Source organism: Leisingera sp. ANG1 (genome assembly GCF_000203975.2).
Lineage (GTDB): Bacteria > Pseudomonadota > Alphaproteobacteria > Rhodobacterales > Rhodobacteraceae > Leisingera.
In genome coordinates, this window is record NZ_AFCF02000016.1 from 57,379 (window position 1) to 82,489 (window position 25,111).

Below are 25,111 nucleotides of genomic sequence, written 5' to 3' on the forward strand. Positions count from 1 at the left end.
ACTGAAGGAATCTATTGCACAACTGCGTTCGCATTGCGTATAGAAACGATAAATAAAGCGCTGACGCAAAACAGCGTTACTATCGAGAGGGCAGCAGGTGGCAGTAGCACTCCACATCAATCAGCGTATCCGCGAGAACGCGGAGAACCTCAGTGCGGCCCTCAACAGCCACATGCTGGCCAGTTTTGCGCCGGATGCAAGGAAGGAATTGCGCCTGTTCAGCGCGGGAGAGGCAGCTGAGATGCTGGGCATCTCTCCCAGCTTCCTGCGCAAGCTGCATTTTGACGGCAAATTCCCCGAGGTGCACACCACGCCCGGCGGGCGCCGCCATTATTCCGCCGCCGACCTGATGGAGATGCGCAAGATCCTGGATGCCGCGGCCAAGACGCCGGGCACCTACCTGCGCGGGCGGCGTGAAGGCGACAAGGTGCAGGTGCTGTCGTTCCTGAACTTCAAGGGCGGCTCGGGCAAGACCACATCCTCCATTCACACCGCGCAGCGGCTGGCACTCAAGGGCTACCGGGTGCTGGCGGTGGACATCGACCCGCAGGCGTCGCTGACGACGCTTTTCGGCTACCAGCCGGAGGTCGATTTCCTCGAAACAGGGACGATTTATGACGCAATCCGCTATGAAGACCCCCTGCCCCTGCGCGACATCATCCAGGAAACCTATTTCGCCAATCTGGATCTGGCCCCCGGCGGGCTGATCCTGCAGGAGTTTGAGCACGAGACCCCGCAAGCGCTGATCAATAACGTGCAGCCCGCGTTCTTCTCGCGCATGGCCGCGGCGCTGCAGGAGGTCGAGAAGGATTACGACGTGATCATCTTCGACTGCCCGCCGCAGCTGGGCTATCTGACCATGTCAGCGCTCTGCGCCTCCACTGGTGTGATCATCACCGTGGTGCCGAATATGCTCGACATCGCCTCGATGTCGCAGTTCCTGCAGATGTCGGCCGAACTATTGGACGTGGTTTCCAACGCCGGCGCCACGCTGGAGTTCGATTTCCTGCGCTTTCTCATCAACCGGTACGAGCCAAACGACGGCCCGCAGCAACAGGTGGTTGCATTCCTGCGGCAATTGTTCGGCGAGGAAGTGATGGTCGCGCCGATGCTGAAATCCACCGCGATTTCCGATGCGGGCCTGACCCAGCAAACCGTCTATGAGGTCGAAAGGTCCATGTTTCACAGGTCAACCTACGACCGTGCGGTCGATTCACTAAATCAAGTTAACGATGAAATAGAATCGCTCCTTCAACAAGCATGGAGGCGTTGATGGCACGCAAAGGCATTCTCAGCACGGCACTCAGCAGCCCCGCAGCATCCGCTCCGGGGCCGAAACCCAAGATGATGCCCCGCGGCGCGGTCGGGGCGCTGCAATCCTCGCTCAGCAAGCTGCAGGAAAGCGCGGTGCAGGAGATCGACGCCGCGCTGATCGACGACGCGGGCTACGAGGACCGGCTGGGCCTGGACGGCGCCGCGCTTAACCAGCTGAAGGAGAGCCTGCGGACCTATGGCCAGCAGGTGCCGGTGCTGCTGCGTCCGCACCCCAAGGCGCCGGGGCGGTTCGAGATCGTCTATGGCCGCCGCCGTCTAATGGCGCTGCGGGAACTTGGCATGGCCGTAAAGGCGATGGTGCGCCAACTGGACGACCACGCGCTGGTGATGGCGCAGGGGCAGGAAAACACCTCGCGCCTGGACCTCAGTTTCATCGAGAAGGCATCTTTTGCGGCGCAGCTGCAGAACGACGGCTATGACCGGCCGACAATTGCCGCGGCGCTGTCGATCGACCTGCCGATGGTGTCGCGGATGCTGAAGGTCGGCACCGCGTTTGAGCTTCCCTTCCTGCGGGCCATCGGCTCCGCCCCCGGCATCGGCCGCGACCGCTGGATGCAGATGGTCAAGCTGTTTGACGATCCCGCAGCGCGGGCCCGGGCAATTACCCGGACTAACCGGCCCGATTTCACCACTTTCGATTCCGACGGGCGGTTCGAGGCGGTTCTGACACATGCCCAGGGCGTGAGCCAGGAGGTGAAAGCCCCCCCTGCCCCGCCAAAGACCCGCGGCCTGCCCGGCAGCAACGGGACTGAGGTCGCAGGCATCAAGACAACCGCCAAGGGCATCACCCTGACGATCTCCGGCAAGCACGCGCCCGGCTTTGACGCCTGGTTCGACGAAAACGCGGAAGAGATCATGGCAGAGCTTCACGGCCGCTGGCAGCAAGACCAGCCCGAGCAGCCGGAAGACTGAGCAAGAGCAGAGAAAACAGGACAGGAGGCACGTAGCAGGCAAAAGAAAAGCCCCCCAGGACATTACATCCCAGAAGGCCGTTCTCAGATTTAGCACCTTTGGAATAGCCTCTCAGACTCGTCAGTGTCAACTCTGTGCGCCGCACAGGGGCGGGTATTTTTTGTCTTTCGTGAAAAAATCATGGAACAGGCGTCCCAAATCGCATTTGGGCGGCAGGATCCGTGCGGCCGGCTGGCGGGTACCCACGACAAGTGGGACCTTCTGGCTGCGCTGACGCACGCCGCCGCGGAATTTGAACTGAGCCACCGCACCCTTGGCGTCCTGAAGGCGCTGCTGACTTTCTTCCCGGAGCGCGCCTTGCCTGCGGCGCCCGACAGCGCCATCGTGTTCCCGTCGAACCGCAAGCTGATGGAGCGGCTCAACGGGATGCCCGAAAGCACCCTGCGCCGCCACCTGGCTGCCCTCACCCGGATTGGCATTGTCAGCCGGAAGAACAGCCCCAACCGTAAGCGGTATGCGCGCCGCAGCGGCGAAGACATGGCCCTTGCCTTTGGCTTCGATCTCTCCCCCCTCGCCCGCCATGCCAGCCAGATCTTTGATGCCGCGCTAGACGCCAAGGCCCGTGCCGAGCGCCTGGCCCTGCTGCGCGACCGGGTTGCCGTGCTGCGGCAAGAACTGCTGGAGCTGGCGGAGGGCGGTGCTGACGTGCTGCTGGAAGCCGCCCGCAAACTGCTGCGCCGCAAACCTTGCGCCACCGAATTGACCGCAATGGCCAACGCCCTGCAGGATGAAATTGCCAGCCGGACACCCGAAGAGCCTGCCCAGGAAACCAAACTTCCTGCACGCCAAATGAGCGGCCCTGACAGCCAAAATGAGCGGCACATACAGGATTCAGTAAAAAAAGATTCTGACTCTGAAGAGGCTCAGGTCTCAGCGCCATGCCCTTCGCCATTGCATTCAGATGCAGAGGACAGCACAGCAGAGAAAAGCAGTGATCTGGCCAAGGTGCTGCGTGCCTGCCCAGAGGTTCAGACCTACTACCCTGGTGCATTGCGCAGCTGGCAGGATGCCGACCGCATTGCAGAAACCCTGTCGCCCATGATGGGGATCGAGATGCCGGTCCTAAGCGACGCACGCGCTGCCATGGGCCGCAAGGACGCGGCAACGGCAGTGATGTGCATGCTGGAGAAACTCGGCACCATCCGCAGCCCCGGCGCCTACCTCAGACGCTTGGCGCAGAAGGCGCGCGCAGGCCAGTTTTCCACAGCGCCGATGCTGAACGCACTGCTGCAGGCGGGGAATCGGGCGGAGATTGCCAGCTGACAATTTTCACAAGCCGCCGGTCTTCAGTGACTGGTTTGACGCGGTGAACACTGGATTTCGGCTTCTCCAGTACAGGAGCCAGAAGTGAATTGTCAGCTGACAACTTTTGGGAATGCCGCGAAGCCCGCCCTGCGCGTGAAGCCGGTTTCCACCGGGGAACGGATGTGGACCGGCGCAGAGTTTGAGGTTGAAAATCACCGGCGGCGCCTCCCGGCACCGGCTACTTTTGACTGAAATTGTCAGCTGACAATTTTCTACTTTTGCTTGGCGCTCCGGCTGCAGTGGACCATTGCTTTCCGCGCCGGGCCGCGGTCACAGTGGCGGGGATATTCCCAGCCAGAAGGCAAGGCCTGCATGCTCTCTATCCTGAAGAACCGAACCTACCGGCACCTGTTCCTCGCCCAGATCGTGGCGCTCAGCGGCACCGGACTTGCGACCGTGGCGCTTGGCCTTTTGGCCTATGATCTGGCCGGGGAGCGCGCGGGTGTGGTGCTGGGCACAGCATTGACGATCAAGATGGTGGCCTATGTCACCGTGGCCCCGGTTGCCGCCGCCTGGGCTGAACAGGTGGACCGGCGCCGGATGCTGATCAGCCTGGACATGGTGCGGGTGGCAGTGGCCGTTTGCCTGCCGTTCGTCACCGAGGTCTGGCAGGTCTATCTGCTGATCTTTGTGCTGCAGTCTGCCTCAGCCGGGTTCACGCCCGCCTTCCAGGCCTCGATCCCCGATGTGCTGCCGGAGGAGAAGGACTATACTCAGGCGCTGTCGCTGTCGCGGATGGCCTATGAACTGGAAAGCCTCATCAGTCCGATGCTGGCGGCGGCGCTCTTGGTGCTGGTCAGTTCCTCGACGCTGTTCTGGGGTACCGCGGCGGGGTTTGCGGCCTCAGCCTTGCTGCTCGTTTCAATCGTTCTGCCGTCGCCAGCGCCCAAGGCGCCCCGGCCCATCTGGCAGCGCACCACCCGCGGCATTCGCAACTATCTGCGCACCCCGCGGCTGCGCGGGCTGCTGGCAATGAACTGGGTGGTCTCGGCAATGGCCGCGATGGTGCTGGTCAACACCGTGGTGCTGGTGCGCGCCTGGCTGGGGCAGGGGGAAAGCGCGGTGGCGCTGGCACTGGCCTGTTTCGGCGGCGGTTCGATGCTGTCGGCAATGCTGCTGCCGCGGCTGCTGGAGCGTGTTCCCGACCGCAGCGTGATGCTGGCGGGCGGCGCGCTGGGGACTGCTGCGCTGATGGTGCTGGCTTTGACCCTGCTGGCGCTGCCACTGGATTTTGCACGGCTGGCAATTGCCTGGTTCGTGATCGGCCTTGGCTATTCCGCCGTGATGACGCCTTCAGGGCGGCTGCTGGCACGTTCTGCCCATGCAGCGGACCGGCCTGCGATCTTTGCCGCACAGTTCACCCTGTCGCATGCCTGCTGGCTGGTGTTCTATCCGCTGTCGGCCTGGCTGATGGCGTCCTGGGGGGCAGGGGCCGCAATGCTGGTGCTGGCGCTGCTGGCCGCTGCCGGGCTGATCGCGGCGCAGCACCTGTGGCCTGCGGACAGCGCAGCGCCGGTTGCGCATGAGCACCCGGACCTGCCGCCCGATCATCCGCATCTGCAGGGCGGCCACCCGCATGCGCATCCGATCATCATTGACGATCTGCACCCGCGGATACCGCAGAAAGAGGGACCCTAGCATCGCCGGGCAAAGGCGCCGCTTATTCATTTTATGACTAGACATAATGTCCTAAATGAGTAGCTTATTGCTAAACCGGCAACCAAGCGACTCGGGGAGATTTGCGTGACTGGCAACTACGTTCTGACAGGCGCTCGGCTGGCCACGATGGTCGGCTCAGACGCGCCTTACGGGCTGATTGAGGACGGGGCCGTTGCGGTGTCGGACGGGAAAATCGTCTGGGCCGGGCCGCGGCAGGAATTGTCAGCTGACAATTTTCCCTGGAAGCATGTTGATCTGGACGGGCGGCTGGTGACACCGGGGCTGATCGATTGCCACACCCATATTGTTTTCGGCGGAAACCGCGCGATGGAGTTTGAGATGCGCCTGAATGGCGCGTCTTATGAGGAAGTCGCAAGGGCAGGGGGCGGAATTGTCTCCACCGTGTCCGCCACCCGCGAGGCATCGCTTGAACAGCTGGTGCAGGATGCGCTGCCCCGTCTGGATGCGCTGATCGCCGAGGGCGCAACGGTGGTGGAGGTGAAATCCGGCTACGGGCTGGACCTGAAGACCGAACTGAACATGCTGCGCGCCGCCCGCCGTCTGGGTGAACTGCGCCCGGTGACGGTGAAAACCACCTTCCTTGGCGCCCATGCCACGCCCGGCGAATTTAAGGGCCAGGACGACGACTACATCGACGAGGTCTGCATCCCCGCCCTGCGCGCCGCCCATGCGGAGGGGCTGGTGGATGCGGTCGACGGCTTCTGCGAGAACATCGCCTTTGCCCCGGCGCAGATCGAACGGGTGTTCAAGGTGGCGCGGGAGCTGGGTCTGCCGGTGAAACTGCACGCCGAGCAGCTGAGCCATCAGGGCGGCACCGCATTGGCGGCGCAGTACGGTGCATTGTCAGTTGATCACGTGGAATACGCCACCGAAGACGACGCCAGGGCGATGGCCGCGGCGGGTTCTGTTGCGGTGATCCTGCCGGGTGCGTTCTACACCATCCGAGAAACCCAAGCGCCGCCGATTGAGCACTTCCGCGCCCACGGCGTGCCGATGGCGCTGGCGACCGATTGCAACCCCGGCTCCTCACCGCTGACCTCCTTGCTGCTGACCATGAACATGGGCTGCACCCTGTTCCGCATGACGCCGGAGGAGGCGCTGGCAGGTGTCACCCGCAACGCCGCCCGCGCGCTGGGACTGGCGGACCGCGGCCAGATCGCCGCCGGCATGCGCGCCGATCTGGCGGTCTGGGACGTGGAGACGCCCGCAGAGCTCGCCTACCGCATCGGCTTCAACCCGCTTTACACCCGTATCTATGAGGGAAAACGATGATCGAGATGATCCCCGGCACCGTGACGCTGTCCACGCTGGAAGATATCTACCGCAACCTGACCCCGGCCAAGCTGGATGCCTCGGCGCGTGAGCCGGTGGAGGCCGCCGCGCAGATGGTGGCGGATGCTGCTGCCGGAGAAGAAGCGGTTTATGGCATCAACACCGGCTTCGGCAAATTGGCCTCGACCAAGATCGCACCGGCTGACACTGCCACCCTGCAGCGCAACCTGATCCTCAGCCATTGCTGCGGGGTAGGGGAGGCGCTGCCGGAGGACAAGACCCGGCTGATGATGACGCTGAAACTCTTGTCGATGGGCCGCGGCGCGTCAGGTGTGCGCTGGCTGGTGATTGAGCAGATCGAACAGATGCTGGCGCGCGGTGTGGTACCGGTGATCCCGTCGCAAGGCTCCGTTGGTGCATCGGGCGACCTGGCTCCGCTGGCGCATATGGCGGCGGCGATGATCGGGGCAGGGGAGGCCACCTTTGAAGGCACCCGCATGTCCAGCGCGGATGCCCTGAAAAAGGCCGGATTAGAGCCTATTGTTCTGGGTCCAAAGGAAGGCCTGGGGCTGATCAACGGCACCCAGTTCTCGACCGCTTGCGCGCTGGCCGGCTTGTTTGACGCCTGGCGCATGGCTGAGGCCTCGATGGTGATTGCCTCGCTTACCACAGACGCGATCATGGGCTCCACCGCGCCGCTGGTTGCCGACATCCATAGCTTGCGCGGCCATGCCGGGCAGATCGATGTGGCGCGGGAAATGCGCGGCATCATGGACGGATCGGAAATCCGCGAAAGCCACCGCGAGGGCGACACCCGGGTGCAGGATCCCTATTGCATCCGCTGCCAGCCGCAGGTGGTGGGCGCGGCGCTGGACGTGCTGCGGATGGCCGCCAAGACGCTGGAGATCGAGGCCAACGCCGTCACCGACAACCCGCTGGTGCTGGTGAACGAAGGCCGGATCGTCTCGGGCGGCAACTTCCATGCCGAGTACGTGGGCTTTGCCGCGGATCAGATCGCGCTGGCGGTGGCCGAGATTGGCGCCATCGCGCAGCGCCGGGTGGCGCTGATGGTGGACCCGACGCTGAGCCACGACCTGCCGCCGTTCCTGACGCCCGATCCGGGGCTGAACTCCGGTTTCATGATCGCCGAGGTGACCACCGCCGCGCTGATGAGCGAGAACAAGCATCTGGCCAACCCCTGTGTGACCGACTCGACTCCGACCTCGGCCAACCAGGAGGACCACGTGTCGATGGCCGCCCATGGCGCGCTGCGGCTGTCGAAGATGAACGCGAACCTGTCGGTGATCCTGGGCGTCGAAATGCTGTGTGCCGCGCAAGGGGTGGAGGCGCGTGCGCCGTTGCAAACCTCGGCCCGCCTGCAGGATGTGCTGGCAATGCTGCGTGCCGATATCCCTTCGCTGGCTGAGGACCGCTATCTGGCGCCGGATATCGAATCTGCAAGCGCCATGGTCCGTGCGGGCCGCGTGGCGGATGCCGCTGGCGTGAAGGTGGCGGCATGATCGAAGTGACCCAAGGCACCTCGCCGCTGGTGCTGGGGCTGCCCCACACCGGCACCGATGTTCCGCCGGAAATCTGGGACAGCCTGAACGAGACCGGCCGGGCGCTGGCCGATACCGACTGGCACATTCACGACCTCTACACGGGGCTGGTGGAGGACATCACGACCGTCCGCACGCCGATCCACCGCTATGTGATCGACGTGAACCGCGACCCCGCAGGTATCAGTCTCTATCCAGGGAAAAACACCACCACTCTGGTGCCGCTCACGGATTTCGACGGGCTGCCGATCTGGCAGGAGGGCAAGGAGCCGGACGAGGCGGAGATCACCCGCCGCCGCGACGCCTATCATGCGCCCTATCACGCGGCGCTGATGGCGGAGCTGGAGCGGGTGAAGGCGATTCACGGCTTTGCCATCCTCTACGACTGCCACTCGATCCGCGGCGACATTCCGTTCCTGTTCGAAGGCCGCCTGCCGGATTTCAACGTGGGCACCAACATGGGTGAAACCTGCGACGCGTCGATCGAGGCGCTGACTGTGGCCCATTGCGCGGCGGCGGAGGGTTATACCTCCACCCTCAACGGGCGCTTCAAGGGCGGCTGGACCACCCGTCACTACGGGCGGCCTGCGGATGGCTTGCACGCGATTCAGATGGAGCTGGCGCAGGCCACCTACTGCCAGGAAAGCCCGCCCTGGACCTATCTGCCGGAGCGCGCGGAAGAACTGCGCGCCCATCTCACCAACATTCTGACTGATCTTAAAAACTGGAGGCCCTCGGCATGAGCGATCCCCGCAAGAACACCCGCGACATCTTCCCGCCCACCGGCCCGGAAATCACCGCCAAGTCCTGGCTGACCGAGGCACCGATGCGGATGATGATGAACAACCTGCATCCCGACGTTGCCGAAAACCCGCATGAGCTGGTGGTCTACGGCGGCATCGGCCGCGCGGCGCGCACCTGGAAGGATTTCGACCTGATCGTCGAGACCCTGAAGAACCTGGAAGAAGATCAGACCCTGATGGTGCAGTCCGGCAAGCCGGTCGGCGTGTTCCAGACCCACAAGGACGCGCCGCGGGTGCTGATCGCCAACTCCAACCTGGTGCCGCATTGGGCCAACTGGGACCACTTCAACGAGCTCGATAAGAAGGGCTTGATGATGTACGGCCAGATGACGGCCGGCTCCTGGATTTATATCGGCACGCAGGGCATCGTGCAGGGCACCTATGAGACCTTTGCCGAGGCGGGCCGCCAGCATTACGGCGGCGACCTCAAGGGCAAGTGGATCCTGACCGGCGGCCTGGGCGGCATGGGCGGCGCGCAGCCTTTGGCGGCTGTCTTTGCCGGTGCCTGCTGCCTGGCGGTGGAGTGCAACCCCGACAGCATCGACTTCCGCCTGCGTACAAAATACCTGGACGAGAAGGCCGAGACCCTCGACGAAGCGCTGGAGATGATCGAGCGCTGGACCGCCGCAGGCGAGGCGAAATCCGTGGGCCTCTTGGGCAACGCGGCAGAGATCTTCCCGGAGCTGGTGAAGCGCGCCGAAGCAGGCGGAATCCGCCCCGATATCGTGACCGACCAGACCTCCGCCCACGACCCGGTCAACGGCTACCTGCCGCTGGGCTGGACCATGGGCGAATGGAAAGAGCGCCGGGAAACGGACAAGAAAGCGGTGGAAAAGGCCGCCCGCGCCTCGATGAAGGTACAGGTCAAGGCGATGTGCGACTTCCACGCGATGGGCGTGCCCACGGTGGATTACGGCAACAACATCCGCCAGATGGCGCTGGAGGAAGGGCTGGAGAACGCCTTTGACTTCCCCGGCTTTGTGCCCGCCTATATCCGCCCGCTGTTCTGCAAGGGCATCGGCCCGTTCCGCTGGTGCGCGCTGTCGGGCGACCCGGAGGATATCCGCAAGACCGACGCCAAGATGAAGGAGCTGTTCCCGGAGAATGAAGGCCTGCACCGCTGGCTGGACATGGCGCAGGAACGCATCGCCTTCCAGGGCCTGCCCGCGCGGATCTGCTGGATCGGCCTGGGTGACCGCCACAAGGCCGGCCTCGCCTTCAACGAGATGGTCCGAAACGGCGAGCTGTCGGCGCCGGTTGTGATTGGCCGCGACCATTTGGACTCGGGCTCTGTCGCGTCTCCGAACCGTGAGACCGAGGCGATGATGGACGGCTCTGACGCTGTCTCCGACTGGCCGCTGCTGAACGCGCTTCTGAACACCGCTTCCGGCGCCACATGGGTGTCGCTGCACCACGGCGGCGGCGTTGGCATGGGCTTCTCGCAGCATTCCGGCGTGGTGATTTGCTGCGACGGCACCGAGGACGCCGACCGCCGCATCGGGCGGGTGCTGTGGAATGACCCGGCCACAGGCGTCATGCGCCATGCGGATGCGGGCTATGACATCGCCAAGGATTGCGCGCGCGAGCACGGGCTGAACCTGCCCGGCATTCTGGGCTGACGTCCGAGCGAGAGAAAGGCAGAAATCCGGCGCGGATTTCTGCCATGAAAAATCGATTTTTCATGGCCGTTTCCCTCGCAGGGAAACGGCTATTTTTCGTTCAGCAGCCGTTCGGCGGTGTTTTTGGCGTCGCTCAGGTGCCGTTCGATGGCGGCTTGCGCAGCCTTTGCATCCCCCGACACAATCGCCTCGCAAATGTCCTGCATATGGGCGGGGCCGGGTTTCTGGCGCTCCGCGGTCGACAGCGTCACCGCCCGCAGCCGGCTGATGCGGCCGTTCAGACGCTGGGCGATTTCCCAGGCGACGTTGTGGCCGGCGCCGTCAAAGATGATCCGGTAGAACTCTGTCGTGGCGCGCAGCATCGGGGTGGGCACGCCTGCGCCCACGGCCTCTTGCAGGCTCTGCAGTGCCGCCTTCAGCTGCTCTGCCAGCTGCGGTGTGATGTTGCGGGCGCATTCGGTGGCGGCGGCGGTCTCCAGCATCTGGCGGATGTCGTAGATCTGCCGCGCGTCGGCCCATGTGAGCTGCGCCACGATCGGGCCCTTGCCGGGCAGGATCTCCACCAGTCCCTCTGCCTCCAGATAGCGGATGGTTTCCCGCACCACGGTGCGGCTGACGCCAAGCTGGTCGCACAGGGGCCGCTCCACCAGCCGTTCGCCGGGGGTGAACTGGCCGGAGATGATCGCCTCGCGCATCCGCTCCTGCACGATGTCGCGCAGGGTCTGCGGCTGGTGGTCGATTTTGCTCATGATGGGGCTGGTCATAGTTCTTCCGATAACAACGAGGGCAGGGCGGAACAAGTCTGCATTGACATACTGTATGATGGTATACCATATTACGGCAACTGGAATCAGACAAGAAAGACCCGCCCATGCCTGCCGAAATCCGCAAGACGCTGCTGCATGTCGAAGAAACCCTGATCGAGGGCGGCAAGGCAGCGGAAACCCCGCTCAAGATGATTGCCGCGGTGGCGGTGATCAAAAACCCCTGGGCAGGGCAGGGATTTGTCGAGGACCTGCGCCCGGCGATCCATGACTGCGCGCCCGGTCTGGGCGAGAAGCTGACCGCGATGATCCTGGAAGCGGCCGGCGGCGGCGACAAGGTGGAGGGCTACGGCAAATCCGCCATCGTCGGTGTGAATGGCGAGGTCGAGCATGCCTCTGCCCTGATCCACACGCTGCGGTTCGGCAATCACTTCCGCGAGGCGGTGGGGGCGAAATCCTATCTGGCCTTCACCAACACCCGCGGGCCGGCCAATGCCTCGCTGCAGATCCCGCTGATGGACAAGAACGACGGCGGGCGCCGCAGCCATTACCTGACCATCCAGCTGTCGGTTGCCGATGCGCCCGGCCCGGATGAGATCGTGATCGCGCTGGGTGCTTCGATAGGCGGCCGTCCGCATCACCGCATCGGCGACCGCTATCAGGACCTGAAGGAACTGGGCCATGACGTCGACAATCCTGCCGCTGTCTGAGCCTTACGGGGCCGTCTCCTGCCATAGGGCAGGGGAGGGGTCTCCGCTGGTGCTGATCCACGGGGTCGGCATGCAATCGGCGGCCTGGGGGCCGCAGATTGAGGCTTTTGCGCAGACCCATGAGGTCATCGCGCTGGACATGCCCGGCCATGGCGGCAGCGCGCCGCTGCCGGAGGGCGCGGAACTGCCGGATTATGTGGCCTGGCTGCACGCGGTTTTGCAGGCGCTGGATCTGGGGCCGGTTTCCTTGGCTGGCCACTCCATGGGCGCGCTGATTGCCGGCGGCTATGCTGTCAGCCATCCGGAGAACGCGGCCCGCGTGGCGCTGCTGAACGGGGTGTTCCGCCGTTCCTCAGACGCACGGGCTGCGGTTGAGGCGCGCGCGGCTGAAATCCGCGCGGGCAGCTTTGATCTGGAGACACCGCTGGCGCGCTGGTTCGGGCAGAGTGAGACCGACCAGGCGGCACGGGCGCAGGTCGGGGAATGGCTGTCAGCTGTGAACCTGGCGGGCTACGCAGCCGCCTATACCGCCTTTGCCCGCGGTGACAGCACCTATGCGGACGGCTTTGCGGGCATCCCTTGCCCGCTGCTGGCGCTGACCGGCGATGGCGATCCGAACTCGACACCCGCGATGGCGCAAGCCATGGCGGATGCCGCGCCGCAGGGCAGGGCGGTTGTCATCGAAGGCCACCGGCATATGGTCAACTTGACTGCACCCGCAGCGGTCAATGCCGCCTTGCAGGGCTGGCTGGATACGGAAGGAGCAACGTCATGAGCGAGATCGACCCGCGCGCTCTGCGAAACGCATTCGGGACCTTCATGACCGGCGTTACCGTGGTGACAACCCATGATGCGGACGGAAACCCCATCGGTTTTACCGCCAATTCCTTTACCTCGGTGTCGCTGGACCCGCCGCTGGTGCTGGTGTGCATCGCCAATTCCTCCAGCAACTACGCCGCGTTCGAGCAGGCGGGCGGGTTTGCCGTCAATGTGCTGGCGGAGGACCAGAAGGACGTCTCGAACACCTTCGCACGGCCTGTCGAGGACCGTTTTGCCGCCGTCAGCTGGCAGAACGGGCCGCAGGGCAGCCCGGTGTTCGAGGGTGTCTCCGCCTGGTTCGACTGCACCATGCACAACCGGGTTGAGGCGGGCGACCACCTGATCCTGATCGGACGGGTGGAGGCGTTTGAAACCTCGCCCGCGCCGGGGCTGGGATACGCCCGCGGCGCCTATGTGACCGCGGCGGCGGAGGCCGAAGCCCTGACTCAAGGAGCCAAGCTGATCGTCTCGGCATTGATCGAGCATGAGGGCAAAGTGCTGCTCATGGGCAACGATCAGGGCAAGCTGACGCTGCCGGAAATCCGGGTCGGCAAGGAGGGTGCCTCTGCCGCCCTGGCCAAGCTGATCGCGGACACCGGCGTCGAGGCGGAGCCGGGGTTCATCTATTCCGTTTACGAAGACAAAGCGCGCGAACATCAGCACATCTCGTTTCTGTGCCAATCGGCCGGCGGCACACCGGCCAAGGGGGTTTTCACACCGCTGACCCAATCCACGCTGATGGACATTGCCGACGCGGCGATGTGCACCATGCTGGAGCGGTTCGCGAGTGAATCCCGGATGGGCAATTTCGGGGTGTATTATGGCAATCAGACCACCGGGCAGGTCCGCCCCGTGGCGACAGGGAGCAAGGGCGCATGAAATTTTCCCTCTTTGCGCATATGGAGCGGATTTCCGCGGCAGACGACCAGAAGAGGCTTTATGACGAGTTCATCCAGCTGTGCAAAATCGCCGATGACGGCGGTATGCATGCGGTTTGGACCGGCGAGCATCACGGGATGAACTTCACCATCTCGCCGAACCCGTTTCTGAACCTCATCGACGTGGCGCGGCACACCAAGAACGTGCGGCTGGGCACCGGCACGGTGATTGCGCCGTTCTGGCATCCGATCCGGCTGGCGGGTGAGGCGGCGATGACCGACATCATCACCGAGGGCCGCCTGGACCTGGGCATCGCCCGCGGGGCCTATTCGTTTGAATACGAACGCATGATGCCCGGCATGGACGCCTGGGAGGCGGGCCAGCGGATGCGGGAGCTGATCCCGGCAGTGCAGGGGTTGTGGCAGGGTGACTATGCGCAGGAGGGGGAGTTCCACTCCTTCCCGAAAACCACCTCCTCGCCCAAGCCGCTGCAGCAGGACGGGCCGCCGATCTGGGTCGCGGCGCGCGATCCCAACAGTCATGAATTCGCGGTGAAGAATGGTTGCAATGTGCAGGTGACGCCGCTGTGGAAGGGTGATGAGGAAATCACCGACCTGATGGGCAAGTTCAACGATGCCTGTGCGAAACACAGCGACGTGCCGCGGCCCAAGATCATGCTGCTGCAGCACACCTATGTCGCGGACAGCGCCGAGGATGTGAAACGCGGGGCGGAGGAGCTGAACCGTTTCTACTGCTACTTCGGGGCCTGGTTCATGAACCAGCGGGACGTCAGCCAGGGCCTGATTGATCCCCTGAGTGACGAGGAGATTGCCGCGCATCCCTTCTACAGCCCTGAAGCGATGGAGCGCGATCTGGTGATTGGCGAACCGGCGGCGGTGATCGAGCGGCTGAAAAAGTATGAGGCGCTGGGATATGATGAATACTCGTTCTGGATCGATAGCAGCATGAGTTTCGAGCGCAAGAAAGCCTCGCTTGAGCGGTTCATCACCGAAGTCATGCCCGCGTTTCAGTAAGGGAACCTGAGAATGCAGACATTCCAGCAGTATATCGGCGGTGCGTTCGAGGACGCGAGCGAGACCTTTGACAGCCTCGATCCGGCCACCGGCAAACCCTGGGCACAGATGCCTGCCGCTTCGGCGGCGGATGTGGACCGGGCGGTCAAGGCTGCGGAGGCTGCGTTCTTCTCGCCTGAATGGTCTGGGATGACGGCCACCCAGCGCGGCAAGCTGCTGATGCGGCTGGCTGATCTGGTGGCGGAAAATGCGCCGCGACTGGCGGAGCTTGAAACCCGCGACACCGGCAAGATCATTCGCGAGACTTCGGCCCAGATTGCCTATGTGGCGGAATACTACCGCTACTATGCCGGCCTCGCCGACAAGATCGAAGGCGCGCATCTGCCGATTGATAAACCGGACATGGAGGTCTGGCTGCGGCGCGAGCCGGTGGGGGTGGTGGCGGCCATCGTGCCGTGGAATTCGCAGCTGTTCCTGTCTGCGGTCAAAATTGGCCCGGCGCTGGCGGCGGGCTGCACGGTTGTCTTGAAGGCGTCCGAGGAAGGCCCGGCGCCGATGCTGGAATTTGCCCGCATCTTTGATCAGGCGGGCTTTCCGCCCGGCGTGCTGAACGTGATCACCGGCGGGCCGGAGGCGGGTGCTGCGCTGACCAGCCACGCGTCGGTCGCCCATGTGGCCTTCACCGGCGGGCCGGAGACCGCGCGCCATATCGTGCGCAACTCGGCAGAGAATCTTGCCTCCACCTCGCTGGAGCTGGGCGGCAAGTCGCCCTTTATCGTGTTCGACGATGCGGATCTGGAAAGCGCAGTGAATGCGCAGGTCTCTGGTATCTTCGCTGCCACCGGGCAAAGCTGCGTCGCGGGATCGCGGCTGGTGATCCAGAAGGGCATCAAGGATGCTTTCCTTGCGCGGCTGAAGGAGAAAGCCGAAGCGGTGGTGATCGGCGCGCCGGATGACATGGCAACCGAGGTCGGGCCGCTTTGCACCCTGAAACAGCGAGATCACGCACTGCGGCTGATCGGAGCCTCGGTTGACGCCGGGGCGAAACTGGTCACTGGCGGCGCAGCGCCGGAAGGGGAGGGGTTCTATTTTCCGCCCACGGTGCTGGATTGCTCCGGTGCACCGGAGGCACCCTGCCTGTCGACTGAATTCTTCGGCCCGGTGTTGTCGGTGGTGGAGTTTGAGACCGAGGCGGAGGCGATGGAAATCGCCAACAACACCGCATTTGGCCTGGCCTCGGGCGTGTTCACCCAAAACCTCACCCGCGCGCACCGGATGATCCGGGGCATCCGGGCGGGCATCGTCTGGGTCAACACCTACCGCGCGGTGAGCCCGATTGCGCCCTTTGGGGGCCATGGGCTGTCGGGCCACGGGCGCGAGGGCGGGCTGCAGGCGGCCTTGGATTACACCAAGGTGAAGGCCGTCTGGCTTCGCACCAGCGATGATCCAATCCCCGATCCCTTTGTGATGCGCTGATCTGAGGCGCTCAGGAACGAGGGGGCTGCCTGCCCCCTCGCGCTCCCCCGGGGATATTTTCAGCCAGGAGAAGAGGGGATCCGCGCCGTGCGGCAGCGGAATCTCTGGACGCGGGCGCTGATCGGGGCACACTTAATCAATACTGCAGCCGCTTTGGATGCAGCGTGAGGAGGTGTGTGATGAGTGACGCAATTTACAAGACGGTGGATGTGGTGGGCAGCTCGCAGTCCAGCATCGAGGACGCGATCAGCGGGGCGATTGCCCGCGCGTCCAAGACCATTGACCATATCAGCTGGTTCGAGGTCGGAGAGATCCGCGGCCATGTCGAGGACGGCAAGGTGGCCCATTACCAGGTGGGGCTGAAGATCGGCTTCCGGCTGGACTGATCCGGCAGAGACGGGCGCAAGTGGCGCAGCGGCGCGGATGCGCTATCTGTTGGCGCAGACCCGGATGGGGAGCGTTTCCAGATGCAGATCAGCCCCCGCAGCGTGATTGTGCTGGGCGGCACGGGGTTTCTCGGCCGCCGGGTGGTTCGGCGTCTTCAGCAGCAGGGATGCCGCGTCAGCGCAGGCACCCGCACCCCCGGCGCACCAGCGCCGGAGGAATGGGAGACCGGGGTGCAGCAGGTGCAGGTCGATCTTGCGCAGCAGGGTGTCATGGCGCGCGCCCTCAGCGGCGCCGGCTGGGTGGTCAACTGCATCGGATTTTACACGGAGACACGGCAGCAGAGTTTTCAGGACGTGCACCTGGCAGGCGCCCGCAGGGTTGCCCGGCTGGTGCAGGAGACACCTGGCCAGCGGCTGATCCACGTCTCCGGGATCGGTGCCAGCCTGCATTCGCCCTCAGCCTATGTGCGGGCCAGGGCAGAAGGCGAGGTGGCCGTGCGAAATGCCTGCCCCGATGCGGTGATCCTGCGGCCCAGCGTGATGTTCTGCCAGGGCGGCGTGTTCTTTGGCGATCTGCAGAAGATCGCAGCCCGCCTGCCGGTGATCCCGCTGTTCGGGGCCGGACGCACCCGGCTGCAGCCGGTTTGGGTGGAGGATGTGGCCGAAGCGGTGGCCTGTGTGCTGGAAGGGCCGCGCGCGCAGCGGAAAGTCTATGAGCTGGGCGGGCCGGATGTGTTTGCTTACCGCGACATCCTGCGGCGGCTGGCGGCCCGCAGTGGCCGCCGCCGCCTGCTGCTGCCGGTGCCCTTTGCGCTGTGGCGGCTTGCGGCGGCGCTGCTGGCGCCGCTGTCAAAACCGCCGGTCACCCCGGCGCAGATTGCGCTGATGCGGCGCGACAATACCGTGGGCGCAGGTGTTGCAGGGTTCACCGATCTGGGGATCAAGCCGCATTCCGCCGTGGCGATGGGGCTGGTGTAGATCGAAGGGGTCCTGCCCCCGTCCGCCCTGTCAGCCGCTGGTGTTCCTGACCCAGGGCTTCTCCTGCACTCGTGCCTCGCGGATGGTCCGCCCGTAATGCCCGCTGAACGACCGCCCCAGCGAAGAGGCAGAGGAAAACCCGCAGCGCATCGCAATCTGCTCCAGGCTGAGATGGGTTTCCTCCGACAGGTAGCGGGCGTGCTGGAGCCGCAGCATCTTGTAGTATTTTCCCGGCGTCATGCCGAGTTCGCGCTGGAACGCCCGGGCCAGGGTGCGTTCGGACAGCGACACCCGCTTGGCCAGGGCCGCCGTGCTTAGCGGGGTTTCGATGGTCTCGGCCATCAGGTTCGCGGCCTTCAGGATCTTGGGCGAGCCGCGCTGCTCCAGCCTCGCGGCGCCGCGGTTCAGTTCCGACTGGCGCGACGGGTCATAGACAAACATCGTTGAGGCACCGAAGGCGGCGGCGGAACCGTAAAGATCCTGAATGAGGCTCAGCATCATGTCGAGCGCGGTGCTGGCGCCGCCGCAGGTCAGGAAGGGGCCGGAGCGGACAAAGCGGGCTGTCGAAACCTCGGCATTCGGGAAGGCCTCGGCAAAGGCGTCCAGCTCCTGCCAGTGGATCGTCGCGCTGTGCCCGTCCAGCACCCCGGCCGCAGCCAGCAGCCAGGCGGCGGTATCGAGCGCCAGTACGAGCCGGGCAGCCCGCGTGGCTGCCCGGAGCTTGGCCAGCAGGGCAGGCGTCACCTGTTCGCGCACATGGTAGCCGGCAACCAGAACCAGGGTGCGGTTGCCCTGGCCTTCGTCAAAGGCACCGTCCGGTGTGATCTGCAGCCCGCTGGAACTGCGCACCGGCGCCCCGTTCAGCGTGGTGACACGCCATCCGGCAACATCCTGGCCCGCATTCATCCGCACATCGCGCAGCGGTTCCATGGCGCTGGCCAGCACCATGTTGGAAAACCCCTCGAACAGCAGGAATTCGAATATTGGCGGCGGATTTGTCTGCATCTGTATAGTAATTGACCGAAATTGTATAAGCGCTGCGTCAACTCCTGCGCTAATCACGCAGGAAGTCAAGCATCTTGACGATCCGCCGAAGACCACCTGACGCCTGCTCTCTAACCGCTGATACCTTCATGACTACCGCTCCTCTTCTCTGGCAGCCGGATCTTTCGGCGCGCCGCAAACCTTTGCTGTCCGGCTTCATGGCGCAGGCTTCTGCTGCCGCTGGTACAGCTCTGGACAGCTTCGCCGCACTGCACGCCTGGTCGGTTGCGCAGCCGCAGGACTTCTGGCCGCTGGCCTGGGACTTTTGCGGGCTAGAGGGCGATCAGGGCACGGTTCCGTTGCTGGCCCATCAGGACCCGATGCAAGTCCGCTTCTTCCCCGAAGCGCGGCTGAACATCGTGGAGACATTCCTGAAGAACGCTGACGGGCGCGAGGCAATTGTGTTCATCGGTGAGGATGGCCGCCGCATGGCCTGGACCCGCGCAGAGCTGAAGCGCGAGGTTGAAATGCTCGCTGCCGCCCTGCGGGACGCCGGGATCGGCGCTGGCGACCACGTCGCGGGCTATGTGCCGAACATGCCGCAGACCGTGGCGGCGATGCTGGCCACGGCCTCTCTGGGGGCGGTCTGGTCCTCCTGCGCGCCGGAGAGCGGGCCGGATGTGGTGGTCGACCGGTTTGGCCAGATCGAGCCCAAGCTGATGTTTGCCGCAGATGGCTATTTCTACAACGGCAAGGTGTTTGAGACCCGCGCCGCCATTGCCGAGGTCGCCGCCCGGGTGCCGTCGGTCCGGCAGATCGTGGTCTGGCCCTATGCCGGCGAGGCGCAGGACCTGCCGAAAGGCATGGCCGCCTATGAGGGTTTCAAGCAGGAAGATGCCCCGGCGCTGGACTGCCGTCCCATGGGCTTCCGCGATCCGCTCTATGTGATGTTTTCCTCCGGCACCACCGGCAAGCCCAAGTGCATTGAGCATTCCGGCGGCGGCACCCTGCTGCGGATGCTGGTGGAGCAGCAGCTGCACTGCGACCTGCAACCGGGCGACCGGATGTTCTATTACACCACCTGCAACTGGATGATGTGGAACTGGCAGGTGGCGGCGCTGGCCTCCGAGGCCGTGATCGTGCTGTTTGACGGCAATCCGATGTATCCGGGCATGCGCCGCCTGTTCGACCTGGCTGAGGCGGAGAAGGTCACGCATTTCGGTATTTCCGCCAAATACATCGATGCCTCGCAAAAGCGCCGCAACCGGCCTGCGGACAGTCATGACCTGGCTGCGCTGCGGGTGGTTCTGTCCACCGGTTCGCCGCTGTCGCCCGAGGGCTTTGCCCATGTCTATGCCGACTGGAAGGCGGATGTGCAGCTGGCCTCGATCTGCGGCGGCACCGATATTCTGGGCTGTTTCATCGGCGGCTGCCCGCTGCTGCCGGTGCATCAGGGCGAAATTCAGGCGCCGATGCTGGGGCTGGATGTGGCGACTCTGAACGATCAGGGCGAACCTGTTGAAGGTGTGGCGGGCGAGCTGGTCTGCCGCAATGCGCATCCGTCGATGCCGACGCGGTTCCTGAACGACCCCGGCAATGCCCGTTACCGCGCCAGCTATTTCGAAGCCTATCCCAATATCTGGCGGCAGGGCGATTTCACCATCCGCACGGAACATGGCGGCTATGTGGTGCTGGGCCGCTCGGACGCGACGCTGAACCCCGGCGGCGTGCGGATCGGCACGGCGGAAATCTACCGGCAGCTCGACAAGATAGACGAGGTCGCGGATGCGGTGGTGGTCGGCCAGAGCATCGATAACGACGTGCGGGTGGTGCTGTTTGTGGTTCCTGCCGAAAGTGCTGCGCTAGACGACGCGCTAACCGCCCGGATCAAAACGGAAATCCGCAGAAATGCCTCGCCACGCCACGTGCCCGCGAAAATCATCGCCGTCGCAGACATCCCGCGCACCAAGTCCGGCAAGACTGCCGAGCTGGCGGTGCGCGATGTGGTGAACAAACATCCCGTCCGCAACCTCTCCGGCCTCGCCAATCCGCAGGTGCTGGAGCTGTTTGCGGATCACCCTGAATTGCAAGCTTAACCCCAAAGGAGCGAGACCATGCCCCTGACCATGAACCGAGACGTCTTCATCACTGCCGCCGTGACCGGCTCTGGCGGCACCCAGGACAAATCCCCCCATGTGCCGCGCTCGCCCAAGCAGATCGCGGAGTCCGCGATCGCGGCGGCCAAGGCTGGTGCGGCGGTGGTGCATTGCCATGTGCGCGACCCCGAAACCGGTGCACCGTCCCGGAAACTTGAGTATTACCGGGAGCTTACTGACCGCATCCGCGATTCCGAAGTTGACGTGGTGCTGAACCTGACCGCAGGCATGGGCGGCGACATCGTGTTCGGCTCGACTGAAGCGCCGCTGCCGGTCAACGAGGCGGCAACCGACATGATCGGCGCCACCGAGCGGATGGCCCATATCGCCGAATGCCTGCCGGAAATCTGCACGCTCGACTGCGGCACCATGAACTTTGCCGAGGCCGATTACGTCATGACCAACACACCGGGCATGCTGCGGGCGATGGGTCAGATGATGACCGATCTGGGCGTGAAGCCGGAGATCGAGGCGTTTGATACCGGCCACCTGTGGTTTGCCAAGCAATTGGTAAAAGAAGGAATTCTGGAGCCGAACGCGCTGGTGCAGCTGTGCATGGGTGTTCCGTGGGGCGCGCCGAACGACCTCAACACCTTCATGGCGATGGTCAACAATGTGCCGTCCGACTGGACCTGGTCGGCGTTCTCCCTTGGCCGGGACCAGATGCCCTATGCGGCGCAGTCGGTGCTGGCGGGCGGCAACGTGCGGGTGGGCCTTGAGGACAACCTGTTCCTGGACAAGGGCGTGCTGGCCACCAACGCACAGCTTGTGGAGCGCGCGGTCGGCGTGATCGAGGGCATGGGCGCCCGGATCATCGGCCCGGAGGCGGTCCGCGAGAAGCTGGGCCTGACCAAGCGCGCGCCGGTGGCGAAATAAGCCGAAATGCGGGGGTGCCACGCGTGCACCCCCTGTACACCCCCTGTGCACCGGCGGGCGCACAGGGAAGGCGATCAGAGGATAGATCATGAAAACAGCAGCAATCATCGGCGGCGGGGTTATCGGCGGCGGCTGGGCCGCGCGGTTCCTTTTGAACGGCTGGAACGTGCGGGTGTTCGACCCGGACCCGGAAGCGGAGCGCAAGATCGGCGAAGTGCTGGCCAACGCCCGCCGCTCGCTGCCGTCGCTGTATGACAAGGCGCTGCCGGCCGAAGGTGAACTGACCTTCCACGCCGACATGGCGGAGGCGGTGGCAGATACCGCCTGGATCCAGGAGAGCGTGCCGGAGCGGCTGGACCTGAAGCACAAGATCCACGCTCAGCTGCAGGAGCACGCACCGGCATCTGCGGTGATCGGTTCCTCGACCTCCGGCTTCAAGCCCTCGGAACTGAATGCCGAAGGCGCCCGCGCCGTGGTGGCGCATCCGTTCAACCCGGTTTACCTGCTGCCGCTGGTCGAGCTGGTGGGCGATGCGGACACCTGCGCGCAGGCCGCAGACCTGCTGCGCGAGGTGGGGATGTACCCGCTGACCGTGCGCAAGGAGATCGACGCGCATATCGCCGACCGTCTGCTGGAAGCGGTCTGGCGCGAAGGGCTGTGGCTGATCAAGGACGGCATCTGCACCACTGAGGAGCTGGACGAGTCGATCCGTATGGGCTTTGGCCTGCGGTGGGCGCAGATGGGTCTGTTCGAGACCTACCGGATTGCCGGCGGCGAGGCGGGTATGAAGCATTTCATGGCGCAGTTCGGCCCGGCGCTGGAATGGCCCTGGACCAAGCTGATGGATGTTCCGGAGTTCACCGAGGAGCTGGTCGACCTGATCGCGGGCCAGTCCGATGCGCAATCCGGCCATATGCCGATCCGCGCGCTGGAACGTCTGCGCGACGACAACCTGGTCGGCATGATGCGGGCGCTGAAGAAATCCGGCAGCGGTGCCGGCGGTGTCATCAACACCCATGAGGCCACGCTGCCCGTGCCGGACGCGGTGGAGCTGCCGGTCACCGTCAGCCGCCCGGTGCCGCAGAGCTGGACCGACTACAACGGCCACATGAACGAGGCGCATTACACCGAGGCCTCGGCCCAGGCGACCGACCGGTTCATGGAGATGATCGGCGCGGATGCAGACTACATCGCCGCGGGCGGCAGCTACTTCACCGTCGAGAACCATGTGCGCTTCCTGGATGAGCTGCACGAGGGCGATGTGCTGACCGTGACCACCCAGGTGCTGCAGGGCGAAGGCAAGAAAATGCAACTGTTCCACCGCCTGTTCGGCCCCGAGGGCAAGCTGGCGGCGACCGTGGAAACGCTGCTTTTGCACATGGACCTGAACGCGCGCGGCACCTCGCTGCCGTCGCCGGAGGTTGCGGACAAGCTGGCAGGTTTCGCTGCGGCGCACGCGGGTCTGCCGCTGCCCGAAGGTGCCGGGCGCCACGTCGGACAGCGCGGATAACTTGGAAACCCGGCGGCTCGCGCGCTGCCGGGTTTCTTTTTGCGGGCCGGGTCTCCTCCCCGATCCGGCCCGTTTTTTATTGATTGGCGGTCTGCTGCGGATGCGGCGGCCGGGGGAGGATCAAGCCGGAGCGCGGCGGGGAAAGCTTCATCCCGTCAGGGCGTTCTGATCAGCCCGCCGGGCAAGGAGGGTCCCGGCGCTGAGACACCTGAAATCTACGGGAGGACCAAATGTCTGAAGAAAACTCCAACAGCCACCTGGTGGCAAAATCCGGTTTCTTTACCGGCCTGCATCCGGGGATGAGCATTGCAGCCAAGGGCATGATTGCCGCCTTTGTGATCTTTACGGTCATGAACGTCGAGTTCGCCGGAGGCCTTTACAAGTCGATCCGCAGCTGGATCGAAAACGGGCTCAGCTTCTATTACATCACCCTGTTTTCCATCGGGCTTTTTGTCTGCTTCTGGCTGATGTTCTCGCGTTTCGGAAAGATCCGCCTGGGCGATGACGACTCGCGTCCCGAATTCAGCAACTTCAGCTGGTTCTCGATGCTGTTCTCCGCAGGCATCGGCATCGGCATCCTGTTCTTTGGTGTTGCCGAGCCGATCTTCTACTTCGACACCTCTGCAGTCTGGGGCTATCCCAACAACCCGCATGCGGACCTTGCGGGCCATACGGAAATGGACATGCAGCGCGCGGTGGACGCGATGCGCGTGACCTTCTTCCACTGGGGCTTCCACGGCTGGGCGTTTTACGTACTGGTTGGTCTGAGCCTGGCGTATTTCGGGTTCCGCAAGAAGCTGCCGCTGACCCTGCGGTCGGCGCTCTATCCGCTGATCGGCGAGCGCATTTACGGCCCCTGGGGGCACGCAGTGGACCTTCTGGCGGTGTTCGGCACGGTGTTTGGCGTCGCGACCTCGCTCGGTCTGGGCGTCAGCCAGATGGCGGCGGGTCTGAACCATCTGTTCGGTGTTGATCCCGGCACCGGCACCAAGCTGGTTCTGATCGCGGTTGTGTCGGTCATCGCAACTATTTCCGCGGTGTCCGGCGTTGGCAAGGGCATCCGCATCCTGTCGGAATGGAACATCTGGCTGTCGATCGTGCTGCTGGCAGCCTTTGTGATCTTTGGGCCGTTCCAGTGGCTGATGGGCCTGTTTGTGACCACTCTTGGTGACTATGTTGCAAGCTTCGTTCCGATGGGGTTCTGGACGGCAACCGAAGGCCCGGATGTGGCCTGGCAGGGTGGCTGGACGATCTTTTACTGGGGCTGGTGGATTTCCTGGTCGCCGTTTGTCGGCGTGTTCATTGCCCGCATTTCGCGCGGCCGGACGATCCGCGAATTCATGGTCGGGGTGATGTTTGTTCCCACCACCATCGCGTTCTTCTGGCTGTGCATGTTCGGCGGCAATGCGATCTGGCAGGAAATGCACATGGGCTCCGGCATTGCTTCGGCTGACGGGGCGGGCATCATCCAGACCGTGCGTGACTGGAACCTGCCGAGCGCGCTGTTCGGGACCATCGACAACATCGGCGCCACCAGCTGGATGGGCGACATGAGCTGGGTCAGCTGGCCGATGTCGCTGCTGGCGACGTTCCTGTTGTTCTCGTGGTTCATCACCTCGTCGGACTCCGGCACGCTGGTGATCACCACCATGCTTTCGATGGGGGACGACAACCCGCCGAAGAAGTTCCGCATCATCTGGGGCCTGGGCGAAGGCGTGGTTGCGGCGGCGCTGCTGCTGGCCGGGGGGCTTGGCGCGCTTCAGACCGCGTCGATTGCGGCGGCCTTCCCGATTTCCTTTGTGCTGATCGCAATGATCTGGGGTTTGCTTAAGTCGCTGCACGACGATCCTTCGGCGTCGCCGATCTCGGTTGAGACGGTGGCAGCGGACGGAACCCGTATGAAGCAGGACCTGCACGCCTGAGGCACGTAAGGTTTCCGCAAAAGGAAAGCGCCGGGCTGGAGAGGCCCGGCGCTGTTTTTTTCGTGCTGGTGC

General features: G+C 64.2%; 21 protein-coding genes. 19 read left to right on the top strand and 2 right to left on the bottom strand.

The window, feature by feature from the left end; translation table 11 throughout:
* Nucleotides 1–97 precede the first annotated feature (97 nt).
* The 8 genes from repA (at nt 98) to hutU (ending at nt 10,545) form a co-directional block, all read left to right on the top strand.
* Entirely contained in the window at nt 98–1,273 is a 1,176-nt protein-coding gene (gene repA / locus GC1_RS21355) for a plasmid partitioning protein RepA (RefSeq protein WP_029204611.1), read from the top strand.
* Entirely contained in the window at nt 1,273–2,247 is a 975-nt protein-coding gene (gene repB, locus GC1_RS21360; protein ID WP_019294363.1) for a plasmid partitioning protein RepB, read from the top strand. The genes repA and repB overlap by 1 nt, the downstream gene beginning before the upstream one ends.
* Nucleotides 2,248–2,427: 180 nt before the next feature.
* Complete coding sequence (gene repC / locus GC1_RS21365) at nt 2,428–3,570, top strand: plasmid replication protein RepC (RefSeq protein WP_019294364.1); 1,143 nt, start codon at nt 2,428–2,430, stop codon at nt 3,568–3,570.
* A 354-nt stretch (nt 3,571–3,924) separates the two neighbouring features.
* Nucleotides 3,925–5,250 (top strand): MFS transporter, encoded by a 1,326-nt coding sequence (locus GC1_RS21370; protein ID WP_019294365.1) that lies wholly within the window; start codon nt 3,925–3,927, stop codon nt 5,248–5,250.
* 105 nt (nt 5,251–5,355) lie between these two features.
* Nucleotides 5,356–6,564: an imidazolonepropionase gene (gene hutI, locus GC1_RS21375; protein ID WP_019294366.1), complete on the top strand. Its 1,209-nt coding sequence runs from the start codon at nt 5,356–5,358 to the stop codon at nt 6,562–6,564.
* Nucleotides 6,561–8,084 carry a histidine ammonia-lyase gene (gene hutH / locus GC1_RS21380; RefSeq protein ID WP_019294367.1) on the top strand — a complete coding sequence of 508 codons (1,524 nt, stop codon included), beginning with the start codon at nt 6,561–6,563 and terminating at the stop codon, nt 8,082–8,084. Before hutI ends, hutH begins: the two co-directional genes overlap by 4 nt.
* Complete coding sequence (gene hutG, locus GC1_RS21385) at nt 8,081–8,866, top strand: N-formylglutamate deformylase (RefSeq protein WP_019294368.1); 786 nt, start codon at nt 8,081–8,083, stop codon at nt 8,864–8,866. The genes hutH and hutG overlap by 4 nt, the downstream gene beginning before the upstream one ends.
* Nucleotides 8,863–10,545 (top strand): urocanate hydratase, encoded by a 1,683-nt coding sequence (hutU, locus tag GC1_RS21390; protein WP_019294369.1) that lies wholly within the window; start codon nt 8,863–8,865, stop codon nt 10,543–10,545. The genes hutG and hutU overlap by 4 nt, the downstream gene beginning before the upstream one ends.
* An 89-nt stretch (nt 10,546–10,634) precedes the next feature.
* Here the strand turns inward: hutU and GC1_RS21395 are convergent, their stop codons facing one another.
* A complete protein-coding gene (locus GC1_RS21395; protein WP_019294370.1) occupies nt 10,635–11,309 on the bottom strand; it encodes a GntR family transcriptional regulator in 675 nt (224 codons plus the stop codon).
* Between the two features lie 107 nt (nt 11,310–11,416).
* Between GC1_RS21395 and GC1_RS21400 the strand changes: the two genes are divergently transcribed.
* From GC1_RS21400 to GC1_RS21430, 7 genes are all read left to right on the top strand, one after another.
* Entirely contained in the window at nt 11,417–12,019 is a 603-nt protein-coding gene (locus GC1_RS21400; RefSeq protein WP_019294371.1) for an amino acid synthesis family protein, read from the top strand.
* The gene (locus GC1_RS21405; protein WP_019294372.1) at nt 11,991–12,794 is read left to right on the top strand and encodes an alpha/beta fold hydrolase; all 804 of its coding nucleotides are present in this window, start codon (nt 11,991–11,993) and stop codon (nt 12,792–12,794) included. The genes GC1_RS21400 and GC1_RS21405 overlap by 29 nt, the downstream gene beginning before the upstream one ends.
* Nucleotides 12,791–13,717 (top strand): flavin reductase, encoded by a 927-nt coding sequence (locus GC1_RS21410; RefSeq protein WP_019294373.1) that lies wholly within the window; start codon nt 12,791–12,793, stop codon nt 13,715–13,717. The genes GC1_RS21405 and GC1_RS21410 overlap by 4 nt, the downstream gene beginning before the upstream one ends.
* Nucleotides 13,714–14,751 (top strand): LLM class flavin-dependent oxidoreductase, encoded by a 1,038-nt coding sequence (locus GC1_RS21415; protein WP_019294374.1) that lies wholly within the window; start codon nt 13,714–13,716, stop codon nt 14,749–14,751. Before GC1_RS21410 ends, GC1_RS21415 begins: the two co-directional genes overlap by 4 nt.
* Before the next feature lie 12 nt (nt 14,752–14,763).
* Nucleotides 14,764–16,227 carry an aldehyde dehydrogenase gene (locus tag GC1_RS21420; protein WP_019294375.1) on the top strand — a complete coding sequence of 488 codons (1,464 nt, stop codon included), beginning with the start codon at nt 14,764–14,766 and terminating at the stop codon, nt 16,225–16,227.
* A gap of 179 nt (nt 16,228–16,406) precedes the next feature.
* Complete coding sequence (locus GC1_RS21425) at nt 16,407–16,613, top strand: dodecin (RefSeq protein ID WP_019294376.1); 207 nt, start codon at nt 16,407–16,409, stop codon at nt 16,611–16,613.
* 81 nt (nt 16,614–16,694) lie between these two features.
* A complete protein-coding gene (locus GC1_RS21430; protein WP_019294377.1) occupies nt 16,695–17,591 on the top strand; it encodes a complex I NDUFA9 subunit family protein in 897 nt (298 codons plus the stop codon).
* Nucleotides 17,592–17,621: 30 nt separating this feature from the next.
* Here GC1_RS21430 and GC1_RS21435 read toward each other — a convergent pair whose 3' ends face one another.
* Nucleotides 17,622–18,596, bottom strand: coding sequence for a GlxA family transcriptional regulator (locus GC1_RS21435; protein ID WP_019294378.1), 975 nt, complete (start codon nt 18,594–18,596; stop codon nt 17,622–17,624).
* A gap of 128 nt (nt 18,597–18,724) precedes the next feature.
* Here GC1_RS21435 and GC1_RS21440 point away from each other — a divergent pair, with 128 nt between their 5' ends.
* The 4 genes from GC1_RS21440 to GC1_RS21455 all read left to right on the top strand — a co-directional run bounded on the left by GC1_RS21440 (nt 18,725) and on the right by GC1_RS21455 (nt 25,039).
* Complete coding sequence (locus tag GC1_RS21440) at nt 18,725–20,671, top strand: acetoacetate--CoA ligase (protein WP_029204613.1); 1,947 nt, start codon at nt 18,725–18,727, stop codon at nt 20,669–20,671.
* An 18-nt stretch (nt 20,672–20,689) separates the two neighbouring features.
* A complete protein-coding gene (locus GC1_RS21445) occupies nt 20,690–21,607 on the top strand; it encodes a 3-keto-5-aminohexanoate cleavage protein (RefSeq protein ID WP_019294380.1) in 918 nt (305 codons plus the stop codon).
* An 88-nt stretch (nt 21,608–21,695) separates the two neighbouring features.
* Entirely contained in the window at nt 21,696–23,117 is a 1,422-nt protein-coding gene (locus GC1_RS21450; protein WP_039135875.1) for a carnitine 3-dehydrogenase, read from the top strand.
* 230 nt (nt 23,118–23,347) lie between these two features.
* Nucleotides 23,348–25,039: a BCCT family transporter gene (locus GC1_RS21455; protein ID WP_019297426.1), complete on the top strand. Its 1,692-nt coding sequence runs from the start codon at nt 23,348–23,350 to the stop codon at nt 25,037–25,039.
* Nucleotides 25,040–25,111: the final 72 nt, after the last annotated feature.